General features: G+C 37.4%; 16 protein-coding genes and 1 tRNA gene. 8 read left to right on the forward strand and 9 right to left on the reverse strand.

The genetic code is table 11. The features are described 5' to 3' along the window. Nucleotides 1-866 precede the first annotated feature (866 nt). The 3 genes from ABD917_RS03690 (at nt 867) to ABD917_RS03700 (ending at nt 4,655) form a co-directional block, all read left to right on the forward strand. Nucleotides 867-941: transfer RNA gene (locus ABD917_RS03690), tRNA-Glu, on the forward strand. A gap of 949 nt (nt 942-1,890) precedes the next feature. Beyond that, a complete protein-coding gene (locus tag ABD917_RS03695; RefSeq protein ID WP_345118747.1) occupies nt 1,891-3,105 on the forward strand; it encodes an NADP-dependent isocitrate dehydrogenase in 1,215 nt (404 codons plus the stop codon). Between the two features lie 122 nt (nt 3,106-3,227). Then, complete coding sequence (locus ABD917_RS03700; protein ID WP_345118748.1) at nt 3,228-4,655, forward strand: MFS transporter; 1,428 nt, start codon at nt 3,228-3,230, stop codon at nt 4,653-4,655. A 38-nt stretch (nt 4,656-4,693) separates the two neighbouring features. Here the strand turns inward: ABD917_RS03700 and ABD917_RS03705 are convergent, their stop codons facing one another. The 7 genes from ABD917_RS03705 to ssb form a co-directional block, all read right to left on the reverse strand. Next, nucleotides 4,694-5,902, reverse strand: coding sequence for an MFS transporter (locus ABD917_RS03705; protein ID WP_345118749.1), 1,209 nt, complete (start codon nt 5,900-5,902; stop codon nt 4,694-4,696). A gap of 688 nt (nt 5,903-6,590) precedes the next feature. After that, on the reverse strand, nt 6,591-7,709 hold the full coding sequence (gene tgt, locus ABD917_RS03710) for a tRNA guanosine(34) transglycosylase Tgt (RefSeq protein ID WP_345118750.1): 1,119 nt from the start codon (nt 7,707-7,709) through the stop codon (nt 6,591-6,593). A gap of 1,069 nt (nt 7,710-8,778) precedes the next feature. After that, nucleotides 8,779-9,291, reverse strand: coding sequence for a peptidylprolyl isomerase (locus tag ABD917_RS03715; RefSeq protein ID WP_345118751.1), 513 nt, complete (start codon nt 9,289-9,291; stop codon nt 8,779-8,781). Between the two features lie 19 nt (nt 9,292-9,310). Next, entirely contained in the window at nt 9,311-9,904 is a 594-nt protein-coding gene (locus tag ABD917_RS03720; protein ID WP_345118752.1) for a peptidylprolyl isomerase, read from the reverse strand. After that, on the reverse strand, nt 9,894-10,415 hold the full coding sequence (gene coaD, locus ABD917_RS03725; protein ID WP_345118753.1) for a pantetheine-phosphate adenylyltransferase: 522 nt from the start codon (nt 10,413-10,415) through the stop codon (nt 9,894-9,896). The genes ABD917_RS03720 and coaD overlap by 11 nt, the downstream gene beginning before the upstream one ends. Nucleotides 10,416-10,436: 21 nt before the next feature. After that, nucleotides 10,437-13,223 (reverse strand): DNA gyrase subunit A, encoded by a 2,787-nt coding sequence (gene gyrA / locus ABD917_RS03730; protein ID WP_345118754.1) that lies wholly within the window; start codon nt 13,221-13,223, stop codon nt 10,437-10,439. Between the two features lie 234 nt (nt 13,224-13,457). Then, nucleotides 13,458-13,970 (reverse strand): single-stranded DNA-binding protein, encoded by a 513-nt coding sequence (gene ssb / locus ABD917_RS03735; RefSeq protein ID WP_345118755.1) that lies wholly within the window; start codon nt 13,968-13,970, stop codon nt 13,458-13,460. A 333-nt stretch (nt 13,971-14,303) separates the two neighbouring features. Between ssb and uvrA the strand changes: the two genes are divergently transcribed. The 4 genes from uvrA (at nt 14,304) to ABD917_RS03755 (ending at nt 20,010) form a co-directional block, all read left to right on the forward strand. Next, the gene (uvrA, locus tag ABD917_RS03740; protein WP_345118756.1) at nt 14,304-17,219 is read left to right on the forward strand and encodes an excinuclease ABC subunit UvrA; all 2,916 of its coding nucleotides are present in this window, start codon (nt 14,304-14,306) and stop codon (nt 17,217-17,219) included. 288 nt (nt 17,220-17,507) lie between these two features. Continuing rightward, the gene (locus tag ABD917_RS03745) at nt 17,508-17,846 is read left to right on the forward strand and encodes a P-II family nitrogen regulator (protein WP_345118757.1); all 339 of its coding nucleotides are present in this window, start codon (nt 17,508-17,510) and stop codon (nt 17,844-17,846) included. 52 nt (nt 17,847-17,898) lie between these two features. Continuing rightward, nucleotides 17,899-19,308 (forward strand): type I glutamate--ammonia ligase, encoded by a 1,410-nt coding sequence (gene glnA, locus ABD917_RS03750; protein ID WP_345118758.1) that lies wholly within the window; start codon nt 17,899-17,901, stop codon nt 19,306-19,308. Between the two features lie 156 nt (nt 19,309-19,464). Beyond that, nucleotides 19,465-20,010 (forward strand): hypothetical protein, encoded by a 546-nt coding sequence (locus ABD917_RS03755; protein ID WP_345118759.1) that lies wholly within the window; start codon nt 19,465-19,467, stop codon nt 20,008-20,010. A 35-nt stretch (nt 20,011-20,045) separates the two neighbouring features. On the opposite strand, the gene ABD917_RS03760 is transcribed toward ABD917_RS03755, so the two are convergent. Together ABD917_RS03760 and ABD917_RS03765 are read right to left on the reverse strand one after the other, a co-directional pair. After that, the gene (locus tag ABD917_RS03760; RefSeq protein WP_345118760.1) at nt 20,046-20,828 is read right to left on the reverse strand and encodes an ATP12 family chaperone protein; all 783 of its coding nucleotides are present in this window, start codon (nt 20,826-20,828) and stop codon (nt 20,046-20,048) included. 601 nt (nt 20,829-21,429) lie between these two features. Next, on the reverse strand, nt 21,430-22,413 hold the full coding sequence (locus tag ABD917_RS03765) for an RluA family pseudouridine synthase (protein ID WP_345118761.1): 984 nt from the start codon (nt 22,411-22,413) through the stop codon (nt 21,430-21,432). A gap of 231 nt (nt 22,414-22,644) precedes the next feature. Here ABD917_RS03765 and ABD917_RS03770 point away from each other — a divergent pair, with 231 nt between their 5' ends. Then, nucleotides 22,645-24,432 carry a glucan ABC transporter ATP-binding protein/ permease gene (locus tag ABD917_RS03770; protein WP_345118762.1) on the forward strand — a complete coding sequence of 596 codons (1,788 nt, stop codon included), beginning with the start codon at nt 22,645-22,647 and terminating at the stop codon, nt 24,430-24,432. Nucleotides 24,433-24,450 lie beyond the last annotated feature (18 nt).

Raw genomic sequence — 24,450 nt, forward strand, 5'->3', positions numbered from 1 at the left:
TTTTAAAAACACTTAATTGTATAAAATCCCACATGCTTTATATTACTATATAAACACCCCTCAAAAGGCAGCGCTTTACAGTATGATAATATAAAGAAAACTTATTTTTCAAGAAATTGGTCATGAACACTTTTATGCAAAAAATACCTGCTAGCCTAACATTTTTTAAAATGCTTCACAGGTAAACTATCACATTTACAGATGCAAATTATCATCAACAAACTCTATAAATGGATATTTTTATTCTTAGAAAAAACAAAGACTTTTTCATAAAAATTAAACTAAATAAACAAGATATAAAAGCAAAAAAACAATCAACAACCGACAAAAAACAAGTGACGTGCATGAAAAACAACTTATCCAACTAAGCCCACTACTGAATAACAATACCCTGCATATGATAAACTAGAATGATGGATATCACAAAAAAATAGCAGAAGCTAATACCCCATATTCTGCGACAATCGCATAACTTGAACTTCTGTTTCTACAGTCAAATACTTTGATAACCTAGAATATCTCAATAGAGTCTCATCTTAGAACAAGAAGCATAGGCTTATCTTGTATACAATGCAATTCTCAAATATTGGCGTATTATGGTCACGCGCACCTAAATTAATTTCTCCACGTATAGAAACCTTCAAACAAAAATATTTCAGCTCTGTGCAACCAGCAAACCTTAATTTTTTTCTAAAATCTCCTCATTTAGCCTATAAAGATAAATACAGAGGACAGCGATTATTTATTTTTGCTTTTCAAAGAAGCATAGCTAAAAAATAATTTAATAAAATATGTTTTTTTCAAAAAAATCACTTAGAGGGCTTGCGAATTAAACAGATCCTCTCTATAAGCCTCATCATTGGTTTGCGCCCATCGTCTAGCGGTTAGGACGCCGCCCTTTCACGGCGGAAACAGGGGTTCGATTCCCCTTGGGCGTACCATACTCTCTTTTTTACTAAATAACATATTGATTTCTCATATGTTTTTTAAGGGTTAGGGGAGCTAGAATAAAGGTGCGGGAATAGGATTTTCGAATGTCCTTTTACAGGGTGCATTTTTGGCAGATTATTTATAAAAATGATTTGAATGCTTTTAACTCTCCCCTTTTATAATTACTATGATTTCTTCTGTTGTAGATAATGTGTTGATTTATATACTCTTTTAAAGGTTAAAGAGTAGGGCTTTGAGTTATATTTTTGTATATCTGCATACAAAGAATCACAAAAATTGCCTTATGACTGCTTCCTTCTTTCTTTATCAAGGATAGTGTTTTATTTTACCCACAAATCATCAAAAGTGAGAACTCAATCACAAATAGAATCTCTGGGTAATTTTAGCTCACAATAAGAAAGAATTTATCAGATGTACTAGTATAAAGTGTAAAGTTTGTTTTTTTTGATTCAAGCTTAGCCTATTCTTTATAAGTTCTTACTTAAAATGACTTTAATCAATAATTATTTCCAGAATATTCTGAAAGATTAACAAAAAATTCGGTGTCTATAATCAATTCCTAGTTACGTCCCTCTTTATCACATTGAATTTTTATCCAAACAAATAAGTCAAAGCTTGAAGATTAAACAACAATACAAAAAGATTATAACTTTACTAAATTCATACAATAGTTTTTTAAAAATCCGTAAATAAAATGAGAAGCTATTATCAAACCATGAGATGAAATACTTTATAAAGAAAAACGGATAACCCCGATATTACCGGTAAACATCTACCTAATAGGTAAAATCTACAATAAAATTTTTATCTCTTTAGAAGATATAGTTTTAATTGATATCATATTTAAAAGCATCCTCTATCATTCTTGTTTTTACTTTTCATTACAAGTCTGAAAGTGCTATAAAATAGGCAACATTACTTAAACAAAAAGGACTTCTAATGGCAAAGATCAAAGTGGAAAACCCCGTTGTTGAAATTGATGGGGATGAAATGACTCGGATCATTTGGAAATATATCAAAGATAAATTGATCCATCCTTATCTTGATATTGATCTCAAATATTATGATCTTTCTATCGAAAATCGAGATACAACCAGTGATCAAGTAACGATCGATTCTGCTAATGCTATCAAAAAATATGGAGTTGGTATAAAATGTGCAACTATCACACCAGATGAAGCACGTGTTAAAGAATTCAGCTTAAAAAAAATGTGGAAATCACCTAATGGTACAATTCGTAATATTTTAGGGGGAGTCATTTTTCGCGAACCTATTATCTGCAAGAATGTCCCACGTCTCGTACCTAACTGGACAAAACCAATTATTATCGGTCGTCATGCTTTTGGAGATCAGTATAAAGCAACGGATTTTAAATTTCCCAGCAAGGGAAAATTAAGTATTAAATTTGTTGGTGATGATAATCAAGTTATCGAACACGAAGTCTTTGACGCTCCAAGTGCAGGAATTGCTATGTCTATGTATAACCTTGATGAATCCATCCGCGATTTTGCCCGAGCATCTTTTAATTATGGCCTACAGCGGAATCTTCCAGTTTATCTTTCAACAAAAAACACTATATTAAAAGCTTACGATGGTCGTTTTAAAGATATTTTTCAAGAAATATTTGATACAGAATTTAAAGCTAAATTTGAAAATCGTAAATTATACTATGAACATCGCCTCATTGATGACATGGTTGCTTCTGCACTTAAATGGTCGGGTGGATATGTCTGGGCATGTAAAAACTATGACGGGGATGTGCAATCAGATATTGTTGCTCAAGGCTTTGGTTCTCTTGGGCTCATGACTTCTGTTCTCATGACACCAGATGGTAAAATTGTCGAAGCAGAAGCTGCACATGGTACAGTAACACGCCATTACCGTCAGTATCAAAGGAATGAAGAAACATCAACGAATTCTATTGCTTCTATTTTTGCATGGACACGTGGGCTAGCGCATCGTGCTAAATTAGATAACAATGAAAAATTAAAGAACTTCGCCACGACATTAGAAAAAGTTTGTATTAAAACCGTTGAAGAAGGTTTTATGACAAAAGATCTCGCTCTTTTGATTGGCCCTAAACAAAAATGGCTTTCTACAACAGGATTCCTTGATAAAATTAATGAAAATCTAAAAAAAGCAATGGGGGATTGAATTATAACCTCATTTAAATTTCAAAGCTCTGCGCAAGGAGAGCTTTGAATTGTCTCTTGGAAAATTCAAGGAGCTGTCTTATAAATAAGAGAGGTTAACTTTTTTACTAAATAGTCATAACAGTGGAAAAACAAGGCTGGTCTGCACTCTTAGGGGGAAAAAATGGTATTCGCTTTTTGACGTTTACAGGTGGTGTTATGTTACACGCCACCAACATTTATATTGTTGTCACTATTTTACCCTCTCTTATGAGTGAGATGAATGGGAGTCTTTATTATTCTTGGGTAGCAACTGTTTTTATTATAGCATCACTTCTTGGGACTTCGCTTGCAACAAAAGTGTTAGAAAAAATAGGCCCTCGTAAAGCTTATATTATCTCTGGATTAATCTTCATCGTAGGAACCCTTATATGTAGTATTGCCTCTACTATGCCATTATTTTTAATAGGGCGCTTTATTCAAGGATTCGGAAGTGGTTCTTTACTATCCCTATCCTATTCTATGATACGTATTGCCTTTAATCCATCTGTGTGGTCACATGCATTAAGTATTATCTCTGGAATGTGGGGAATATCAACCCTGTTAGGACCAGCTATCGGTGGCATATGCATATATTATGGCGTATGGAGAGCATCTTTTTGGGTGATTGAGGCATTAGCAATAGTCTTTTGGCTCATAACCTTTAAAGTTTTACCAAAAGAAAATAAAAATGATATTCCTAAATCTCCACTCCCTCTCACACAACTCATCATACTCACTTTGTTGATTTTTATTATTTCTGCTGGAGGAGCTATGGATACTACAGTTGCAAAAGTCTGTGGGTTAGTAATCGGATTGAGTCTTCTCTTTGTTCTAGCAAAAATTGAATCGTTTACACTTTATCCCATATTACCACGCCACTCTTTTTCCTTCTCTTCTGAATTCTTTCCTGTCTATGCATTGATACTGATTACGACTATAACCGTGTATAGTATGGAACTTTATTTTCCACTTTTTCTTCAAGAACTTCATGAACAAACCCCACTTATTGCCGGTTATATAGCCTCACTCATGAGTCTTGGTTGGACATGTGGTTCTCTCTCGAGTGCTAGTATATCTACAAAAAAAGTTCGCAGATTCATTATATATTCTCCTCTCTTAAATCTTTTTTGCATAAGCATTCTTTTATGGCGCGTTCCAACAAATACTTCTACATCTGAAGATATTCTTATCATTTGTTGTTCATTATTTTCTATCGGAATTAGCACTGGCATAGCATGGCCACATTTACTAAAACGAATATTACAATGTGCAAAAGATGAAGATGCCCTCCGTGCCAGTGTATCTCTTACCTCTGTGCAACTCTTTTCAGCTGCGTTGAGCGCAGCACTTGCAGGAACAATTACCAATCTTGCAGGTCTCTTTAACCCTGGAGGAGTAGTAGGAATGATTTTAGCTGCAAAAACCCTTCTTGCCACACTCATCAGTCTTTTATTTTTTCTTGGTATTCCATTTGCTCTACGCGTTTCCTATCGCATATTAAAAAATCCAACAGGACAATCAAAAAGCTAAATAAATAAAAAATGCTTTTTCTCAAAAGCGAAAGAATATTAAACACGCTTTTCCATAGACCATGAAAAACAAAAAATCACTAAACCACATAAGGTTAAAACACTTCCAACAATGGCAGTATATTCGTAACTATATCCCAACCTTAAAACCCATGCTCCAGATTCTGCTCCAAGAGCATTGGCAATATTAAAAGCAGATTGCATTAATGCTCCTGCCAAAATCTTTCCATCAAGAGCAACATCCATGATTTTTGTTTGTATCGAAGGCATAGCAGCAAAAGAAGTACCAACAAAAAAACATCCTAATGCTGCAGTTAATGGCGTATAGGACAAAAAGAAAAAAATAAAAAAAACAAATGTGCTCCAAAGTATAGAAAAAAATATCATTGGTGAAATACCAACTTTAACTGCAAATTTAGGCCCTAAAAGATTAGCGACCACCATTCCAATTCCAACTAACGGCATAATAAATGGTACCCATTCAAGCGGAATACCAGAAATATGCATTAATGTTGACTTAATATAAGTAAAAACAGAAAATAATCCCGAGGCTCCAATGGAAACCATCGTTAAAAGAAACCACACTTGTTTTTGCTTTAATACATAAAGTTCGCGTAGAGGACTTGTTTTTGAGAAATTCAAATCAGAAGGCAAAAACTTACAAATAAGCAAACAACATAATAAAGCGATAGCACCAACAAAAATAAAAGCAATTTGCCAACCAACAAGCTGACCAATCCAAGTTGCACTTGGAGCTCCTAAAACGGTCGCAATTGTTAAACCAAGCATAACATAGCCAACAGCTTTAGAACGTTCACCCGTTTCCACCATTGAAGCTGCAACCAGAGTCGCAAGACCAAAATAAATGCCATGGGGAAGACCACTGATAAAGCGTAACATTACCAAAATGCTAAAATCAGAAAAAAGAGCACTCACAATATTTGCCAGCGCATAAAAAAGCATCAATCCTACCAAAACAATTTTACGTGAGAACGCAGCTGTTGTAACAGCTAAAAGAGGTGCTCCAATCACAACTCCCAATGCATAAGCAGAAATATATTGCCCCGCTGTAGGAATATCAACAGATGAGCTTCGCGCCATCTCTGGCTGTAGCCCCATTGCCACAAACTCTGCCGTACCAATAGCAAAACTTCCCACCGCAAGAGCAAAAATTGCCAAACACCGAGTACGAGAATTAATCCCTGATGCAAGAATGTTTTGTTTATGAAAATTTTTCACTGTCGTCATTTCTATATCGTGACACTTCAATCATAAATATCTGTAATATGACACAAATAAACTCAGAATCCTCTTACATCTATGCCTGAAAATTTCCAACCTCTCATTAAAACATCGTCCACAACGAAAGAAACAATAGTTTTAAAATGCGTATCTATAAATAGAATTTGTTTTTAAACGATAGAGAAACTACAATCTTTCGTAATGAATACAGAACTTCAATTATGCAAATATTCTTATAAAAATAAGCTACGAACTTAAAAATATTCATTATTTAAAATTTTCTCACTTATAATTGAGATGAGATAACCTTCATAATCCCCCTCTAAGTGAGAAAACTTTTTTAAAACTCCATTTTCTAACGAAAAAATGCAAAAATGACTCTATAAAAACGCAATTTTCATACTTCTTTAAGGGTTCGCTAACCCCTCATTAACATTGTTGCTCTAAACAGTCATCAGAAACAGAAAAACTGTTTTTCTCCGGATCAGGTAGCGCGTACCGGAGTAACAGTTTCTGTTTACTATCATAGTTGCACAACGAATGCAGCCCTATAAAGCTATACATTTATCTTTTACTTCAGTACAATTTATATTTTTAAAAAGCATCTTTCATTTTTTCTTTAGCAAAAGCTTTGCATACAAAATAAATTGAGCAATGCGAAAAAAGCAAACACTACGGCATGAGGATTAACTCTTTAACGTCCTTGCGCCCATAAAGCGCGGGTTTCAGCACAAAAATCAGCATAACATCCCTCTTCAATGGCATCACGAATTCCTTGCATAAGCTGTTGATAATAAAAAAGATTATTCCAAGTCAACAACATGCCACCAAGAGACTCACCAGATTTGATCAAATGATGTAAATAAGCACAACTATAATCATTTGTTGCGGGGCAAAGGGATTGTGGATCAAGAGGATGTGGATCTTCTGCATAACGTGCATTACGCAAATTAATTCTCCCCAAACGTGTGAAAGCCAAACCATGGCGCCCTGCACGTGTCGGCATAACACAATCAAACATATCGATACCACGAGCAACGCTTTGTAAAATATCATCAGGTGTTCCAACCCCCATGAGATAACGTGGCTTATTTTCTGGCAAAATCGGACAAGTAACATCCAACACGGCGGTCATAACACTCTGCGGTTCACCAACAGCAAGCCCCCCAATAGCATAGCCTTTCAAATCCATCTCTTTTAATGCTTGGGCAGAACGTTCCCGCAATTTTGCATTATCACCGCCTTGAACAATACCAAATAGTGCTTTTTCTGGCTGATTACCAAAAGCTGTTTTACAACGCTGTGCCCAACGCAATGAAAGTTCCATAGCGGCTTCTATTTCTTTTTCACTTGCAGGTAATGCGATACATTGATCCAACTGCATCTGAATATCGGCATTAAGAAGCCCCTGAATTTCGATAGAACGTTCTGGACTCATTTCATAATACGCTCCATTAATATAAGAGCGAAACATCACACCTTGTTCAGTAATTTTACGGATTCCCTCCAATGACATAACCTGAAAACCACCAGAATCGGTTAAAATAGGTCCAAACCAGCGTGAAAATTCATGTAAACCTCCCAAACGCGCAACCCGCTCTGCTCCTGGACGCAACATTAAATGATAAGTATTGCCCAAAATAACATCTGCTCCAAGAGCACGCATCTGGTCCATATACATAGCTTTAACGGTTCCTGCCGTCCCAACTGGCATAAATGCAGGTGTACGAATACACCCACGACCAGTTATAATTTCACCACGACGGGCATAACCATCCTGAGCAATCTTTCTATAATGAAATGTCTTTATCATCACTCTCGTCTTTTTATCTTCCATAAATTCATCTTGCCATAGAAAGAAAAGCTATACCTCTCTTGACCAGTAGCATCATAAACTTTACGGATTGATTCTCGATTTGCTAAACGATGTCACTAACATAAAAAATGAAATGAGATAAAGAAATCTTCACAACCAAGTGATAATTACAATCAATGTCATAATCTTATTTTTCAGCAAAACTAAATAATATAACGCGCTAAGAGATCTATGCCTACTCACTCTAAATTTTAAAGCGTTGTGAGATTAGCTTTTAACAATAATGCTCTTACTTTCACCACCAATAATACCCAGAAAATTCTGTCTTGATAAAAGAAATCTCTAAAATATTGCATAGAAATTCGAGTACTTTTTACTTTCACAGTGAAAAATTGATGTCTATATAGGATTTGTAAATAATTTTTTACTTTTATCTTCAATATCTAAATAAAATATAAGCATAATACTATATTTCATTTAAAAGCATATCATATCTTACAGCGATAATATACTCTGTAGCTACACTACAATTGACGTATATTATTTAGAATTAATAATTTATTTCATCAGAAAATTGCAAAAATGTGTATATGAAAAGCTTCGCTTATCTTCTTTAAAGAAACACGAAGCAAAATCACTCTCTTTCATCTAGATAAATACATGCAATGCAAACTATTACACTCAATAACTGCTTGCAAAATTCCATCTACCATAAAAAAGTGAATCACAACTCACGCACCTAAGGTATAAAAACGATTACAAAGAATAATAAGCTCTATAATATATATTATTAAATGGATGAATCTTATTAAAATTACAAACAAACAGTATCACCTAAACAATGCGACCTTATACACGCTCTCTTAGAGCATGATATTTACCAAAAACAAGCAAACGACATATCATAGGCCGCTTGGCGCTAAAAGCAACAAAACCTAATGCGGGAAGAATCCATAACAAGATAATTTTTTATGGACCAAAGTCGCAATAATTGTTTATCATCGCATTCAAGACAACAATTAAACAAGAATATTTTTACTTAGTAATCTAGTTGAAATCGATAACTCTATTTCGTATCCGCAACAATTGTCGCTTTAATAATTACGTCAGGATCTACAACAGGCTCACCACGCTTAATTTGATCAACATTTTCCATACCATCAATAACCTGTCCCCATATGGAATATTGACGATCAAGCCAAGGAGCATCGGCAAAACAAATAAAGAATTGAGAATTAGCGGAATTAGGATCTTGGCTGCGTGCCATAGAAACTGTACCACGCTTATGGGAAAGATTTGAAAACTCTGCCGTTAAATTAGGTCTCTCTGAACCACCCATGCCCGCGCGTGATAAATTAAATTTTTCACCGTCCTTTTTGCCAAATTGCACATCACCAGTTTGCGCCATAAAACCATCAATAACACGGTGGAAAATGACGTTATCATAAGCCCCTTCACGCGTAAGCTCTTTAATACGTGAAACATGACCAGGAGCTAAATCAGCAAAAAGTTCAATAGTCACTCTACCTTTAGTTGTTTCAAGAATTAAGGTATTTTCTAAATCTCTCATTTCGGCCATAGGGCTAGTCTCCTTTAATTCATCTATCAGCTTGCAAAACAGCAGCATGAATAACATCAGGATTTGTTACAGATCCATTATTAGTTGTGGACCCTTTTTTTATTTTATCAACAACATCCATTCCCTTTATAACCTCTCCAATAACAGTATACTGACCATTCAAAAAATCAGCATCAGCAAAACAAATAAAGAATTGAGAATTAGCAGAATTTGGATCTTGCGAACGTGCCATCCCAACAGTACCACGTTTAAATGGCTGCTTTGAAAACTCCGCCGGTATATTGGGATAATTGGAACCTCCCATACCAACGCGTTTTAGATCAAAATCTGCACTGTTCTTTTTTCCAAACTTTACATCACCAGTCTGAGCCATAAAATCTGGTATAACACGGTGAAAGACAACATTGTTATAAGAACCTTCTTTTGTTAATTTTTTAATTTGTGCAACATGCTTTGGTGCTAGATCAGGACGAAGGCGTATCACCACATCACCATTTTTGAGGGACAAAATAAGCACGTTAGAATCATCAAGCGCATTAGAATCACTCGCTACAGCACGCAATGAAAAAAAACAAAAAAAACATGTCAAAACAGCAAAAATTCTAAAATACATGATCATTCTCTCCTGACGATTGAAATTTTAAGCGCAAAGCTCTGGCAATATTTGCAGGTACAAAGGGTGTTACATCACCTCCCACAGAAGCGATCTGACGTACCAATGTAGAAGTTATTACCCGCCCCAAAACACTCGCTGGTAAAAAAACAGTTTGCAATTCAGGAGCCATGATACTGTTCATTCCCACCATTTGCATTTCATAATCAAGATCAGTGCCATCACGCAATCCACGAACAAGAAAAGAAGCACCAATTTCACGCGCCTTATCAATCAAAAGAGTATCAAATGAAATAACACGCAACCGATCAGGCCCTATACCTAACAACTCTTTTCCTGCCGTGGTGATTAAAGAAACACGCTCTTCAAAACTAAAAAGTGGTTCTTTTTTAGCTTGAATCCCTATAGCCACAACCACTTTATCAGCTAAAGCAAAACTGCCTTGTAAAATATCAAGATGACCATTTGTAAAAGGATCAAAGGAACCCGCATAAAGAGCAATTTTCTTCATTTTACTCTACACTTTTCAAAATTACTTTTCTTCACTCACATCAATCGTATCAGCATGTTTTCCCACACCATCATCTAATTGCTCATCATCATCTTCAGCTTCAGAAATACGCTCAACAGATACGACTTTTTCACCTTCAGCTGTATTGAAAATCGTTACTCCCTTAGTTGAACGCCCCGCTATACGAATCCCCTCAACAGGAACGCGAATGAGCTGTCCTCCATCTGATACCAACATGATTTGATCTTGTGCATTCACCGGAAAAGCTGCTACTAATTTGCCAATTTCAGCCGTTTTAGATGGATCTGTTGCACGAATTCCTTTCCCACCACGTCCCGAAATACGGAATTCATAGGAAGAAGATCGTTTCCCATAACCAAACTCACTTACTGTTAAAAGCATCTGTTCACGCGCATGAAGTTCTGCGTAGCGTTCTTCTGTCAACTCTGTTTCTGCTTCTCCCTCTTCTTCATCAAGAGTAACAATATCATCCGTCTCAGCATCAGTACCAGCAGCACGTCGCTCATTAATCATACGTTTGACGTAAGCAGAACGCTCAACCGACGTAGCTTCAACATGTTCTAAAAGTGTCATAGAAATGACTTTATCACCGTTAGCCAAATTAATTCCACGCACTCCAACCGAATTACGCCCTGCAAAAACACGAACCTCAACAACTGGGAAACGAATACACTGTCCATTAGCCGTTGTTAGCACCACATCATCACGTTCTGTACAAGTTTCTACAGAAAGAATTTCATCCCCTTCTTCATCAAGTTTCATGGCAATTTTGCCATTACGATTAACTTGAACAAAATCTGATAACTTATTACGGCGCACCGTTCCACGTGTCGTTGCGAACATAACATCCAATGTACTCCAATGCGTCTCATCCTCTGGTAAGGGCATAATCGTTGTAATGCGCTCACCTTGCTGTAAGGGCAGCAGATTAATCAAAGCCCGCCCGCGCGATTGGGGCGTACCAAGTGGCAAACGCCAAACTTTTTCTTTATAAACAATCCCACGCGAAGAAAAGAAAAGCACTGGTGTATGCGTATTTGCTACAAACAATCGCGTTACAAAATCCTCATCCTTTGTAGACATACCAGAACGCCCCTTTCCACCACGACGTTGCGCACGGTATGTATTGAGAGGAACGCGTTTGATATAGCCACTATGGCTTACCGTAACTACCATATCTTCTGGCGCGATCAGGTCTTCAGACTCCATCTCAGCGCTACCAAAACCAAATACAGTACGTCGAGGTGTTGCGAACTCTTCACGAAGAGCACTCAATTCATCTTTAACAATAGCCATGATACGTGAACGCGATGCCAAAATACCCAGATAATCAGCAATATCTACACCAATTTTATTCAATTCATCAGCAATTTCATCACGCCCAAGTGCGGTCAACCTTTGCAAACGCAATTCTAAAATAGCGCGCGCCTGTTCTTCAGAAAGATTATAAGTACTATCCTCATGAATGATATGACGGGGATCATCAATAAGTTTAATCAAAGGTGCTACATCAAAAGCTGGCCAACGCCGTTCCATTAATTGCGCACGCGCTGTCTGTGGATCGGGCGCTTTACGAATAAGCGCTATAATTTCATCAATATTAGCAACAGCAAGGGCAAGACCGACCAAAACATGGGCCCGCTCACGTGCTTTACGCAAAAGATATTTTGTCCGCCGACTGACGACTTCTTCACGGAAAGAAACAAACGCACGAAGCATATCAAGCAACGTCATTTGCTCAGGCTTTCCCCCATTTAATGCCACCATATTACAACCAAAGGAAGTTTGCAGTGGCGTATAACGATACAATTGGTTCAAAACAATTTCCGCAACAACATCCTTCTTGAGTTCAATAACGACGCGATATCCATCACGATCAGACTCATCACGCAAATCAGCGATTCCTTCGATACGTTTATCGCGCACCAATTCGGCCATTTTTTCAATCATCGTTGCTTTATTAACTTGATAAGGAATTTCACTCACAATAATTGCCTGTCGACCATTGCGAATTTCCTCAATCTCAACCTTAGCGCGCATAATAATTGAGCCACGCCCTGTTTCATAAGCCGAACGAACACCAGAATGACCAAGAATAATGCCACCTGTAGGGAAATCAGGACCAGGAATAATTTCAATAATTTTATCAAGTGTAATATTGGGATCATCAATCAAGGCGATACAACCATCAACGACTTCACCAAGATTATGGGGAGGAATATTGGTTGCCATTCCCACGGCGATACCACCAGACCCGTTAACCAAAAGATTTGGAAAACGTGCAGGTAAAACGACCGGTTCACGCTCACGACCATCATAATTATCCTGAAAATCAACGGTCTCTTTATCAATATCAGCTAACAGCTCTTCTGAAACTTTTTCTAAACGACATTCTGTATAACGCATTGCTGCAGGTGGATCACCATCAACAGAACCAAAATTTCCTTGCCCATCAATCAAAGGATTTCTCAAAGAAAAGTCCTGTGCCATACGCACCAAAGCATCATAAATTGAAGCATCACCATGAGGGTGAAACTTCCCCATAACTTCACCAACAACCCCTGCAGATTTACGATAAGGTTTATTAAAAGAAAGCCCCATTTCATTCATAGCATGAAGAATACGCCGATGAACCGGTTTAAGACCATCACGTACATCAGGAAGTGCACGCGAAACAATCACACTCATCGCATAATCGAGATAAGAGCGTTGCATTTCATCAATAATGCTGATTGGTTCAATACCGGTCAGCACATCACGTTCTGGGTGTGGAGTAAAATCGCTCACAGCTTCAAGACTTTCAAAAAAGAATCATTTCACTTTGTTTATATCGAAAAACGCCCCAAAATGCTAATCTCTCTTCCTCAAGAGAAAGGAAATTTAACAATAATTTTCAACATGTTATTTATTTGTATTTAAAATCATAGATAAAACACGCAAGATTTAAATGTTCCCAGACTTTAACAACCTTAAAACAAACAACAAAAGGCAATAATAAATAATACCGCACTCTAAAAACGATTAGAAAGGTACATCATCATCTAATTTATGTGAAAAACTTTCTTCTGGTTGGTCGTTGTTATGACCAAAAGCATTTCTCGGATTTGAACTACTATCAGCAAAACCACCACTGCCATAACTAGCTTGATTTGCTCCTTGCATTTGCTCCCCACCAGCACTCCCACGTCCATCAAGCATTTGCAATTCCCCACGGTATTTTTGCAAAACAACCTCTGTTGTATAACGATCACTGCCGTTTTGATCTTGCCACTTTCGCGTTTGCAGCTGACCTTCAATATAAATTTTACTGCCTTTTTTTAAATATTGCTCTACAACTTTGATAAGGTTTTCATTAAAAATAACGATATTATGCCACTCGGTTCGCTCTTTTCGTTCATTTGTATTACGATCACGCCAACTCTCTGAAGTAGCAATACGCAAATTTGCTACTTGGTCACCAGAGTTCAAACGGCGGATTTCAGGGTCCGCACCGAGATTACCAATCAAAATAACTTTATTAAGGCTACCAGCCATCGCATAAACTCCAAAATTTTAATTTGCAAATAATCTTTGTTGTATAAATGGTCATATCAGCTTGACCCTGTCATCTGCATATCTGCAATTGACCTTCAATGTGGATTTTGTTGCCCTTTCTAAAATATCGTATCGTGTAATTATAACAAAAGATGTTAACAACGCATAGTTTATTCCATCATCAGAGAATAAAAAGCTGTTTTCTCTATTTTTCTTTCCACAGAACTTGTATTCTTTATCCTCGTTAGGGCAATTAAACACGTTGTAATTCTTAAAAACAGTTTTACTCTATTTTGGATGCTCGATTTTTGTTATATATGCCGAGGATAAAATATGTCTCACCAAAAATACATCTCCATTCGCGGCGCACGTGAACATAATCTTAAAAATATTGATCTCGATCTCCCTCGTGACAAACTCATCATTATCACAGGACTTTCTGGATCAGGTAAATCATCTTTAGCTTTTGATACAATTTACGCCGAAGGTCAACGCCGTTATGTTGAAAGCCTTTCTGCTTATGCGCGCCAATTTCTCGAAGTAATGCAAAAACCAGATGTTGACCGAATAGATGGTCTTTCCCCAGCCATTTCTATTGAACAAAAAACCACCAGCCGTAATCCTCGTTCAACAGTCGGAACTGTTACTGAAATCTACGACTATATGCGACTTCTCTTTGCACGTATTGGTATTCCTCATTCACCAGTTACAGGACTTCCTATTGAAAGCCAGACCATAAGCCAAATGGTTGATCAAATTATGGACTTACCAGAAGGTACACGAATTTTTATTATGGCCCCTTTAGTGCGAGGACGAAAAGGAGAATATAAAAAAGAGCTAGCTGAACTTTTAAAAAAAGGCTTTCAACGTGCTAAAGTTGATGGAAAATTCTATGAAATTCCTGATATTCCTCCTCTTGATAAAAAATATAAACATGACATAGACGTGGTAGTAGATCGTATTGTTGTAAACAATGACATTGCCTCTCGCTTAGCAGATAGTATAGAAACCTGCTTACAACTAGCAAATGGCTTGGCTGTTGCTGAAATGGCAGACCAACCTTTGACACAAAAAGCAACCACAAAAGAATCAGCACATAAATCAAAAAATGAAACGCACAAACGGCTTATTTTTTCAGAAAAGTTTTCTTGCCCAATCTCTGGATTTTCTATCCCTGAAATTGAACCGCGTCTTTTTTCATTCAATAATCCTTTTGGTGCTTGCCCTCTTTGTGATGGACTTGGTATTAAAAAGTCCATGGATCCTCAAAAAATTGTCCCAAATAAAAATCTTCCCTTAAAGGATGGAGCAATTGCTCCTTGGTCTAAATCATCTTCACCATACTACAGCCAAACCTTAGAAGCATTGGGGAAAGTTTACGGATTTAAACTTACCGACAAATGGTATGCTCTCTCAGATGCAGCGCAACAGGCTATTCTTTATGGTACAAAAGGGAAAGAAATCCCCTTTATTTATAAAAATGATTCAAGTTCTCATAAAATAACTCAATATTTTGAAGGAATCATCCCCAATATGGAACGGCGCTGGAAAGAAACCGATTCAGCGTTTTCACGTGAAGAAATCGAGCGTTATATGTCTTCTTCCCCCTGCCCAGCTTGTCACGGTTACCGCTTAAAACCAGAAGCGCTCGCTGTTAAAATTCACGGCATGCATATTGGGCAAATATCAGAACTTTCTATCCTAAAAGCAGATGACTGGTTTTCCAATATTCATCAATATCTCACTGAAAAACAGCGAAGTATTGCAATCCGTATTTTAAAAGAAATTCGTGAACGCCTCGCTTTTTTAAATCATGTAGGACTTGAATATCTCACCCTCTCTCGAAATTCTGGAACTCTTTCAGGAGGAGAAAGCCAACGTATTCGATTAGCATCCCAGATTGGTTCTGGTCTGACGGGTGTTCTTTATATTTTAGATGAACCATCTATCGGTTTACACCAACGCGATAATGATCGCCTTTTGAAAATGCTGCACCATCTACGTGATCTTGGCAATACAGTTATTGTTGTTGAACATGATGAAGATGCCATTCGCACAGCAGACCATGTAGTTGACATGGGACCTGCTGCTGGTGTCCATGGTGGAGAAATTATAGCGCAAGGGACTCCGCAAGAAATTATAGAAAATCCATCCTCTCTGACAGGCCAATATCTTTCAGGAAAAATGGCTGTTAGGGTCCCAATTCAACGACGCAAAATATCAAAATCAAAAACACTTAAAATCATTGGAGCTCGTGGAAATAATCTTAAAAATATCAGCACAGATATCCCTCTTGGCACCTTCACGTGCATAACCGGCGTTTCAGGTGGAGGAAAATCAACATTTCTTATTGAAACGCTTTTCAAAGCTGCATCACATCACATCATGGGCTCTCATCAAAGCCCCGCACTTTATGACAAAATTGAGGGATTAGAATTTCTCGATAAGGTTATTGATATCAACCAATCACCTATTGGCCGCACCCCACGCTCTAATCCAGCAACCTATACGGGCGCATTTACCCCGATTCGTGAATGGTTTGCTGAACTTCCAGAATCAAAAGCGCGCGGTTATCAAGCTGGACGTTTTTCATTCAATGTTAAAGGAGGACGTTGTGAAGCTTGCCAAGGTGACGGCGTTATCAAAATTGAAATGCACTTTTTACCTGATGTTTATGTTACTTGCGATGTTTGCCAAGGAAAACGCTATAATCGAGAAACGCTGGAAGTAAAATTTAAAGGACAATCCATCGCTGATATTTTGGATATGACAATCGAAAAGGCCGAAGAATTTTTTCAAGCTGTTCCTAGCATTCATAACAAACTGAAGACCCTCATTAAAGTAGGTCTTGGCTATATTAAAGTAGGACAACAAGCCACAACACTTTCTGGTGGTGAAGCCCAACGGGTAAAACTCGCTAAAGAACTTTCACGCAAAACAACAGGACGCACACTCTATATTTTGGATGAGCCAACAACAGGCTTACATTTCTATGATATTTCTAAACTCCTTGACGTACTGCATGAACTCGTTGAGCAAGGCAATACAGTTCTCGTCATTGAACACAATCTCGAAGTTATAAAGACAGCTGACTGGATTATTGATCTAGGACCAGAAGGTGGAGATCGTGGAGGTGAAATCGTTGCAGTTGGACGTCCTGAAGATATTATTCATGTTCCGACTTCCTATACGGGAAAATTTCTGAAAGAAATTTTACTGCGCCGACCTTTATATCATTCCAATCCTTAAAGCAGTTCCTCTTATAAAATGAAGATGTAATCCAATTAAGAAAAAATATATCTTCTCATTATATTATTTTATTCTTTAATAGGCATTGGAGACATTTTTCTCAAAAAATTAAGAGCACTTTACTTTGTGCTATTAAGAGAAATGCTCTGCAAACAATATTTTGAATGACATAATTTATAACTTTTTATGTACAAATTGTGTACAAAACTATCTGTTGGACATCTCATAGTTGTCAATATAATGTGATGCAGTCTAAAAAGACAAAATAACGTTGGAGATAATTTCAGCATGAAGAAAATTGAAGCCATCATAAAACCTTTCAAACTCGATGAAGTGAAAGAAGCGCTTCAAAAAATTGGCTTACATGGCCTTACAGTGACAGAAGCAAAAGGCTTTGGTCGTCAAAAAGAACATACAGAGCTCTATCGCGGTGCTAAATATATTGTTGATTTTCTACCCAAAGTAAAAATTGAAATTGTTGTTGCCGATGAAAAGCTGGAACAAGCCGTTAATGCAATACGTAAAGCAGCCCAAACAAAACACATAGGAGATGGGAAAATATTTGTTTTTTCCATTGATGATGCCATTCATATAGGCACAGACGAATCTGGCGTAGATGCCCTTTAAAAGATAAAGACAAAACTTTTATCCACCTCAATCTCATATAAGGAAACTGAATATGACAACCGCATCAGATATTATCAAACAGATTGCAGACAACGAGATCCGTTTTGTCGATTTACGTTTTACTGATCCGCGAGGAAAATTGCATCACGTCACAATGGATATTGCAGAAATCAATGAAGATACATTTAGCGATGGCGTTATGTTTGATGGCTCTTCGATTTCCGGTTGGAAAACAATTAATGAATCCGACATGATTTTGATGCCAGATCCAAAAACAGCGCATATTGATCCCTTTTTTGCGCAATCGACTTTAGTTATATTCTGTGATGTACTCGATCCTGTTTCTGGAGAATTTTATCGTAGAGATCCTCGTTCTATCGCTAAAAGAGCTGAAATATACATGAAATCTTTAGGAATCGGCGATACAATCAACATCGGCCCAGAAGCAGAGTTCTTTATCTTTGATGATGTACGTTATAAAACAGATCCTTACAATACAGGATTTAAACTTGATTCAGGTGAACTTCCATCCAATGATGATACAGAATATGAGGTGGGAAATCTTGGTCATCGACCACGAATGAAGGGGGGGTACCTACCCGTTCCCCCTATCGATTCCTGCCAAGATATGCGCTCTGAGATGCTTACAGCCCTCAAAGATATGGGGGTTCGTGTTGAAAAACATCATCATGAAGTGGCAGCGGGACAGCATGAATTAGGTATTCGCTTTGATACACTTGTTCGCGAAGCTGACAAAATGCAGATTTTTAAATATGTCGTGCATCAAATAGCCAATAGCTATGGAAAAACAGCAACGTTTATGCCAAAACCAGTATTCGGCGACAACGGCTCAGGCATGCATGTTCATATGTCCATTTGGAAAGATGGCAAACCAATCTTTGCAGGCAATGAATATGCTGGATTATCAGAAACCTGCTTATTCTTTATCGGAGGTGTCATTAAGCACGCAAAAGCCATCAACGCCTTTACCAATCCCTCGACAAACTCTTATAAGCGTTTAGTTCCTGGCTATGAAGCACCTGTTCTTCTTGCCTATTCCGCACGTAATCGTTCTGCATCTTGCCGGATTCCAATGTGTCCTTCACCCAATTCAAAACGCGTAGAAGTACGTTTTCCAGATCCAACAGCAAATCCCTATTTAGCTTTCGCAGCACTTCTAATGGCTGGTCTTGATGGTATCAAAAATAAAATTCATCCTGGTCAAGCCATGGATAAAGATCTTTACGATCTTCCCTTAAAAGAGCTTAAAGGGATCCCCACCGTATCAGGAAGTCTACGCGAAGCACTTGAGGCACTTGATAAAGATCGTAGCTTTCTTAAAGCTGGAGATGTTTTTGATGATGATCAAATTGATTCTTTTATTCAAATAAAGATGCAAGAAGTTTTACGTTATGAAACAACACCCCATCCTGTTGAGTTTGATATGTACTATTCTATTTGAAGTGTAAATAGTCGTTCCTTTTAATTTTAAAGTAGAGATTAAAATCTCCATTTTTGTGGATATTTTTATCATCACAAAGCATGGGTGACTTTTTGCTAATATACTTTTCCTTTATAATTAAATGGAATCTATTCAAATCAATTAATAAGGTTTCTAATGCTACGAATTCGTTCTTTATTTCTCATTCTTTTATGCATTGCCTTTGTGATATCGACAGCTCAATCTTCTACAATTACAAATCAAAAACTTATAGACCTTGAACAAGCAGCATTTGCTTATAGCAAAGCAATTCAAAATGCTGATGCAAGTGCTATTCTAAATGCTATTCCCCCTAAGATTATCGATAGCTTAACTGCTAAGAAAAAATTCAGTAAATCACAGTTCCAACAAATTATGAAAAGCCAAATAGAACAGTTGGCAGAAAATTATAAAATCGAGAGTATCCACATTGACCAAAAACAAAAACGTGAGGGCAAACTTGATAATGGTATCCCTTATTTCGTTATACCGGTAGAATTTGTCACAAAAACAAATACTGGAAAGAAATGCTCTATTCAAACCGAGCTTATTGCCATTCTCGATAATGACAAGTGGTATTTTATTCGTGGGAATGACGAAGCAATCTTAAATATCACCAGTGAAGCATTTCCTGGACTTGAAAAAATAAAAGTCAATCCTCAGAAAATTACAAAAATACTATAGTGAAAAAATATGGGATGTATAATTAAACATTTTTTTTACAAACAAGTTGTTATGACTGTAGCAGCAGCATTAAATTCAACTTTTCTCTGAGCACGGCGTATCATTGCTTCTTCATCACCCCCCCATTGTTCTATTATCCAATCTTCATCTAAATGGGCAATATTCCAAGCATGATCTGCATCCATTTTCCTCTCCGCAACAGCAAGAGCAATAAGTGCTGACCCTGTTAAGGTTGTCATCATATGCAGTGCAGCAAGCATATAAGGAGATTCAACTTTACGCAGATAATTACTTACCGCTTGAACAGCTTCCCGTGATTGTTCAACATGCATAAGCCCTTCTGTTATATGAAAGCGTGCACCAAGCTTTTCTTCTGCCCAATCTAATAAAGGATCCCACTGTTTACATTGCCACTGTACAAGCTCTTTTGGTGTTTGTGCACGATAAAAGATCATATCGCATGCAACAAAACGCAATAAATCTTCAAACACAACCTGCATATCATCAGCGATGCCATCAATCACAGTATTCACAAGACGCGTCATTGGCATTTTTGCTGGATTAATAACTTGTTTCTGGTTTTCAAATTCCTTCGCCACAAATGCAGCAAACATTTCCGTTGGTACGAGGAAATGGCGCTTTGCCGGTGTTTTAACTGGACATCCATCCAACAATAGAGAAAACCCTCCCTCCTCACAAGCAACCTTTACTTCCCTATAAAATCGTTGTGGTAAAGGTTGGCATGAAAGATTTTGAATCTTCTGAACAGAATGATTTTCATTTAATGGTCTATCAACATGATTCAAAATTTCGCGCATTTATTTTACCTTTGATATTTTCAAAAAATCGACTGTTTTTTAAGATTTTGTATATTTGATTAGGATTGAGTTTCTCCTGCCTCTTCTCTCTAAAGAAGGGAAAAAAATCTTACCAGCCCTAATCTGATTTAAAATTATATTTCATGTCTCTTTTACAAACAAGACAATGGGTCTTATCTCTCTATTCAGCAGAAACTGTTAGAACAACTTTCAAAAAGAATTTGTCTTGATTTAAAAACTTAAAAGCATCGAATTGGCTAATGAACGTGCATTCATCACCTTGCAAGTTGTTCACCTACAAGGGCTGTATCTACACTATAGCTTTTAAAATGCTTTCCGCAAAATGTTAAAGCAGAAAAACGCACATTCCCCCGAATAGGAATCAGTGCGTTTTACTTTTCATCCGCCTTGCTTAACAGCTGCCCCCAATTATTCGTCCTACATATCCAACTCATCACCCCTCGCGTAAATTTCCCTACTTTATATCACCGCCCTAAACGACGGTGTTTTACGGAACAATAGGATAACGATGACCTGAACCCTCTTCAGAGGAGGGAACAGAAGCAATATCAAATCTGTAAAAACTCTTCGTTCATTCTGTCTATTCTGTATCATCATCATTCTCATGAAAAGCCAAAAGATTAAAGCTTTGTACCATATGAGGTGGTAAAGGCGCGACAATATCCAATATCCCTCCTGAAGGATGAGGAACGCGAATCCGACGTGCATGAAGATGAAGGCGATTTTGTATTCCCCTTGGTAACTCCCAATTACTATCGGAAAAAAAATATTTTGCATCACCGATAATAGGATGATCCATATGAGCAGCATGAACACGCAACTGATGTGTTCTCCCCGTATAAGGTTCCATTTCAAGCCATGAAAGAGTACGCCCTCGCGTATCTAAAACTCGATAATAAGAAACCGCATGATAAGAGTTTGGCTCCCCATGTTCACAAACACGCATTTTATCCCCTTGGACAGTCATTTCCTTAACCATCCATGTTGAAATTTTATCTTGCTTTTTTTTAGGCACACCGCGAACCAATGCCCAATAAGTCTTTTTCGTTTCACGTGTTCGAAAAGCCGCCGTTAAAGCCTGTGCCGCCCCCCTTGACCGCGCAACAACGAGCACACCAGATGTCTCACGATCAAGACGATGAACCAACCGCGGTTTTTCACCTTTTTTATTGCGCCATACCTCAAGCATACTATCCACATGACGTGTCAAACCAGAGCCACCTTGTACTGCTAAACCAGCCGGTTTGTTAAAAACAAAAACCTTTGGATCTTCATAAAGCAACATTTTTTTCAAAACAGCTCCATCATCCTGCCCCCGAATTGTTTTATCTGTTATCGGAAAGCCTTCCTTGTCATCAACAGGTAAAGGCGGTATACGAACAGATTGTCCCATGAAAAGGCGTGTATCGTTTTTTACACGTCCACCATCAATTCGTACCTGCCCAGAACGCAGCAATTTTTGTAAATGCCCAAATCCAAGTCTTGGATAATGTACCTTAAACCAACGGTCTAAGCGCATTCCATTTTCATCTGCTTCAACTTTTTTTATTTCTACGCCTGCCATAAAAGTTCCCTTACCAAATAATTTTGCCTAATAATTGTACTGATCCGTTCTATACCTTGCCTTATATAAACATAAAAATCTCTAATCTATAGACTTCGCTTTATCACACCATATTACAGTAAGTATCTAAAATTGCCTTTTCTTCTCGTTCAAATTTTATTAGCTAAAAATCTAGCGATTACAAGAATCGATAAGCTTTATGCTTGCAATAGCTAGTGGAGATAATCACCTATGTCATTATTCAAAACCTATGTGCGTGTCCTCACTTATCTAAACAGAGAAAAAAAGACATCTTTTTTAATCTGTAGTGCTAATATTATATTAGCTCTTATCACCATTGCGGAACCTATTTTATTTGGACGCGTCATTGACGCTATTACAGAAAAAACAGATATTATTGTTACCCTCACAATTTGGGTATGCTTTGGTCTTTTTCATATTATTGCTTATGTGCTTATTGCTCGTAGTGCTGACCGCTTAGCACATAGACGCCGCTTAGCTGTTTTAACGGAATCTTTCGAACGTATTATCGCTATGCCTTTAATCTGGCATCAACAGCGTGGAACCTCTAACGCTCTTCATACACTTTTGCGTGCTGTAGACTCCATGTCGACCATATGGCTTGACTTTATGCGTCAACATCTCTCAACTCTTGTCGCACTATTTGTTCTCATTCCCATAGCTTTTAACATGAATTGGCGTCTCTCAACAGTCTTGGTTGTGCTTGCCATCATTTATGTATTGATTGCACGTTTAGTAATGCAAAAAACAAAAGATGGGCAAGCTGCTGTCGAGCGTTATCATCATAACCTTTTTCAACATGTCACAGATTCAATTTCTAACGTTTCCATTGTACAAAGCTATAACCGAATAAAGGAAGAAACTTCTATACTATATCAACATACAAGCGATCTTCTTAAAGCGCAGAATCCTGTTCTCAATTGGTGGGCTCTTGCCAGTGGTTTAAATCGAATGGCTTCAACTATTTCAATAGTTTGTGTTCTTTTACTTGGAGCTTTTTTTATCACCACAAATCAATTACGCATAGGTGAAGTTGTTGCTTTCGTCGGATTCGCACAATTAATGATTAGTCGTCTTGACCAAATGAGCGGTTTTATTAATTTAACCGTATCTTCACGAGCAAAACTACAAGAGTTTTTTGCAATGGAAGACTCAACCCTTCATAGCAAAGAACCTGAAAATCTCCCTTCTCTACAAAATGTTAAGGGTACAATACAATTTCATCAGGTCACTTATAAATTTCCCAATTCTTCTCAAGGTGTTTTTAATATCTCTTTTGAAATTAAAAAAGGACAAACCGTTGCGATTGTAGGACCAACAGGTGCTGGTAAGACAACATTAATGAATCTCTTGCAGCGCATATATGAGCCTACATTTGGGCATATCTCCATTGATGGAATAAATATACGCTCTGTTAATCGTGAATCCTTGCGAAAATCTCTAGCAACAGTGTTTCAAGATGCCGGTCTTTTTAACCGTACTATTCATGATAACATCTCAATAGGAAAAGAAACTGCAACAGATGAAGAACTTTATGAAGCAGCAAAAATAGCAGCTGCTCATGATTTTATTCTCAAAAAAGCGGATTGTTACAACACAATAATCGGTGAGCAAGGTTGTCAATTGTCAGGTGGAGAAAAGCAACGATTAGCAATTGCACGCGCTGTTTTAAAAAATGCGCCTATTCTCATACTCGACGAAGCAACCAGTGCTCTTGATGTTGAAACAGAAGCGCGCGTCAAAAATGCTCTTGACTGTATAAGCCATGACCGCACCACTTTTATTATAGCCCATCGTCTTTCAACAATACGCAATGCGGATGTTATACTTTTTCTAGAACAGGGGCATTTAATTGAAAAAGGAAGTTTTCAAGAATTGATCGATAAAGGCGGTCGCTTCTATAAACTCTTAAAAGCCAGTGGCTTATCAATCAATCAATCAGGAACAGACGAAAAGGATGAAAACATATTTCCTTTGCACGAAGCCATGGCATCATAAAACAACCTCTCCAGCTTT

Source organism: Bartonella pachyuromydis, assembly GCF_039543065.1.
In the GTDB taxonomy this organism is placed as follows: Bacteria; Pseudomonadota; Alphaproteobacteria; order Rhizobiales; family Rhizobiaceae; genus Bartonella; species Bartonella pachyuromydis.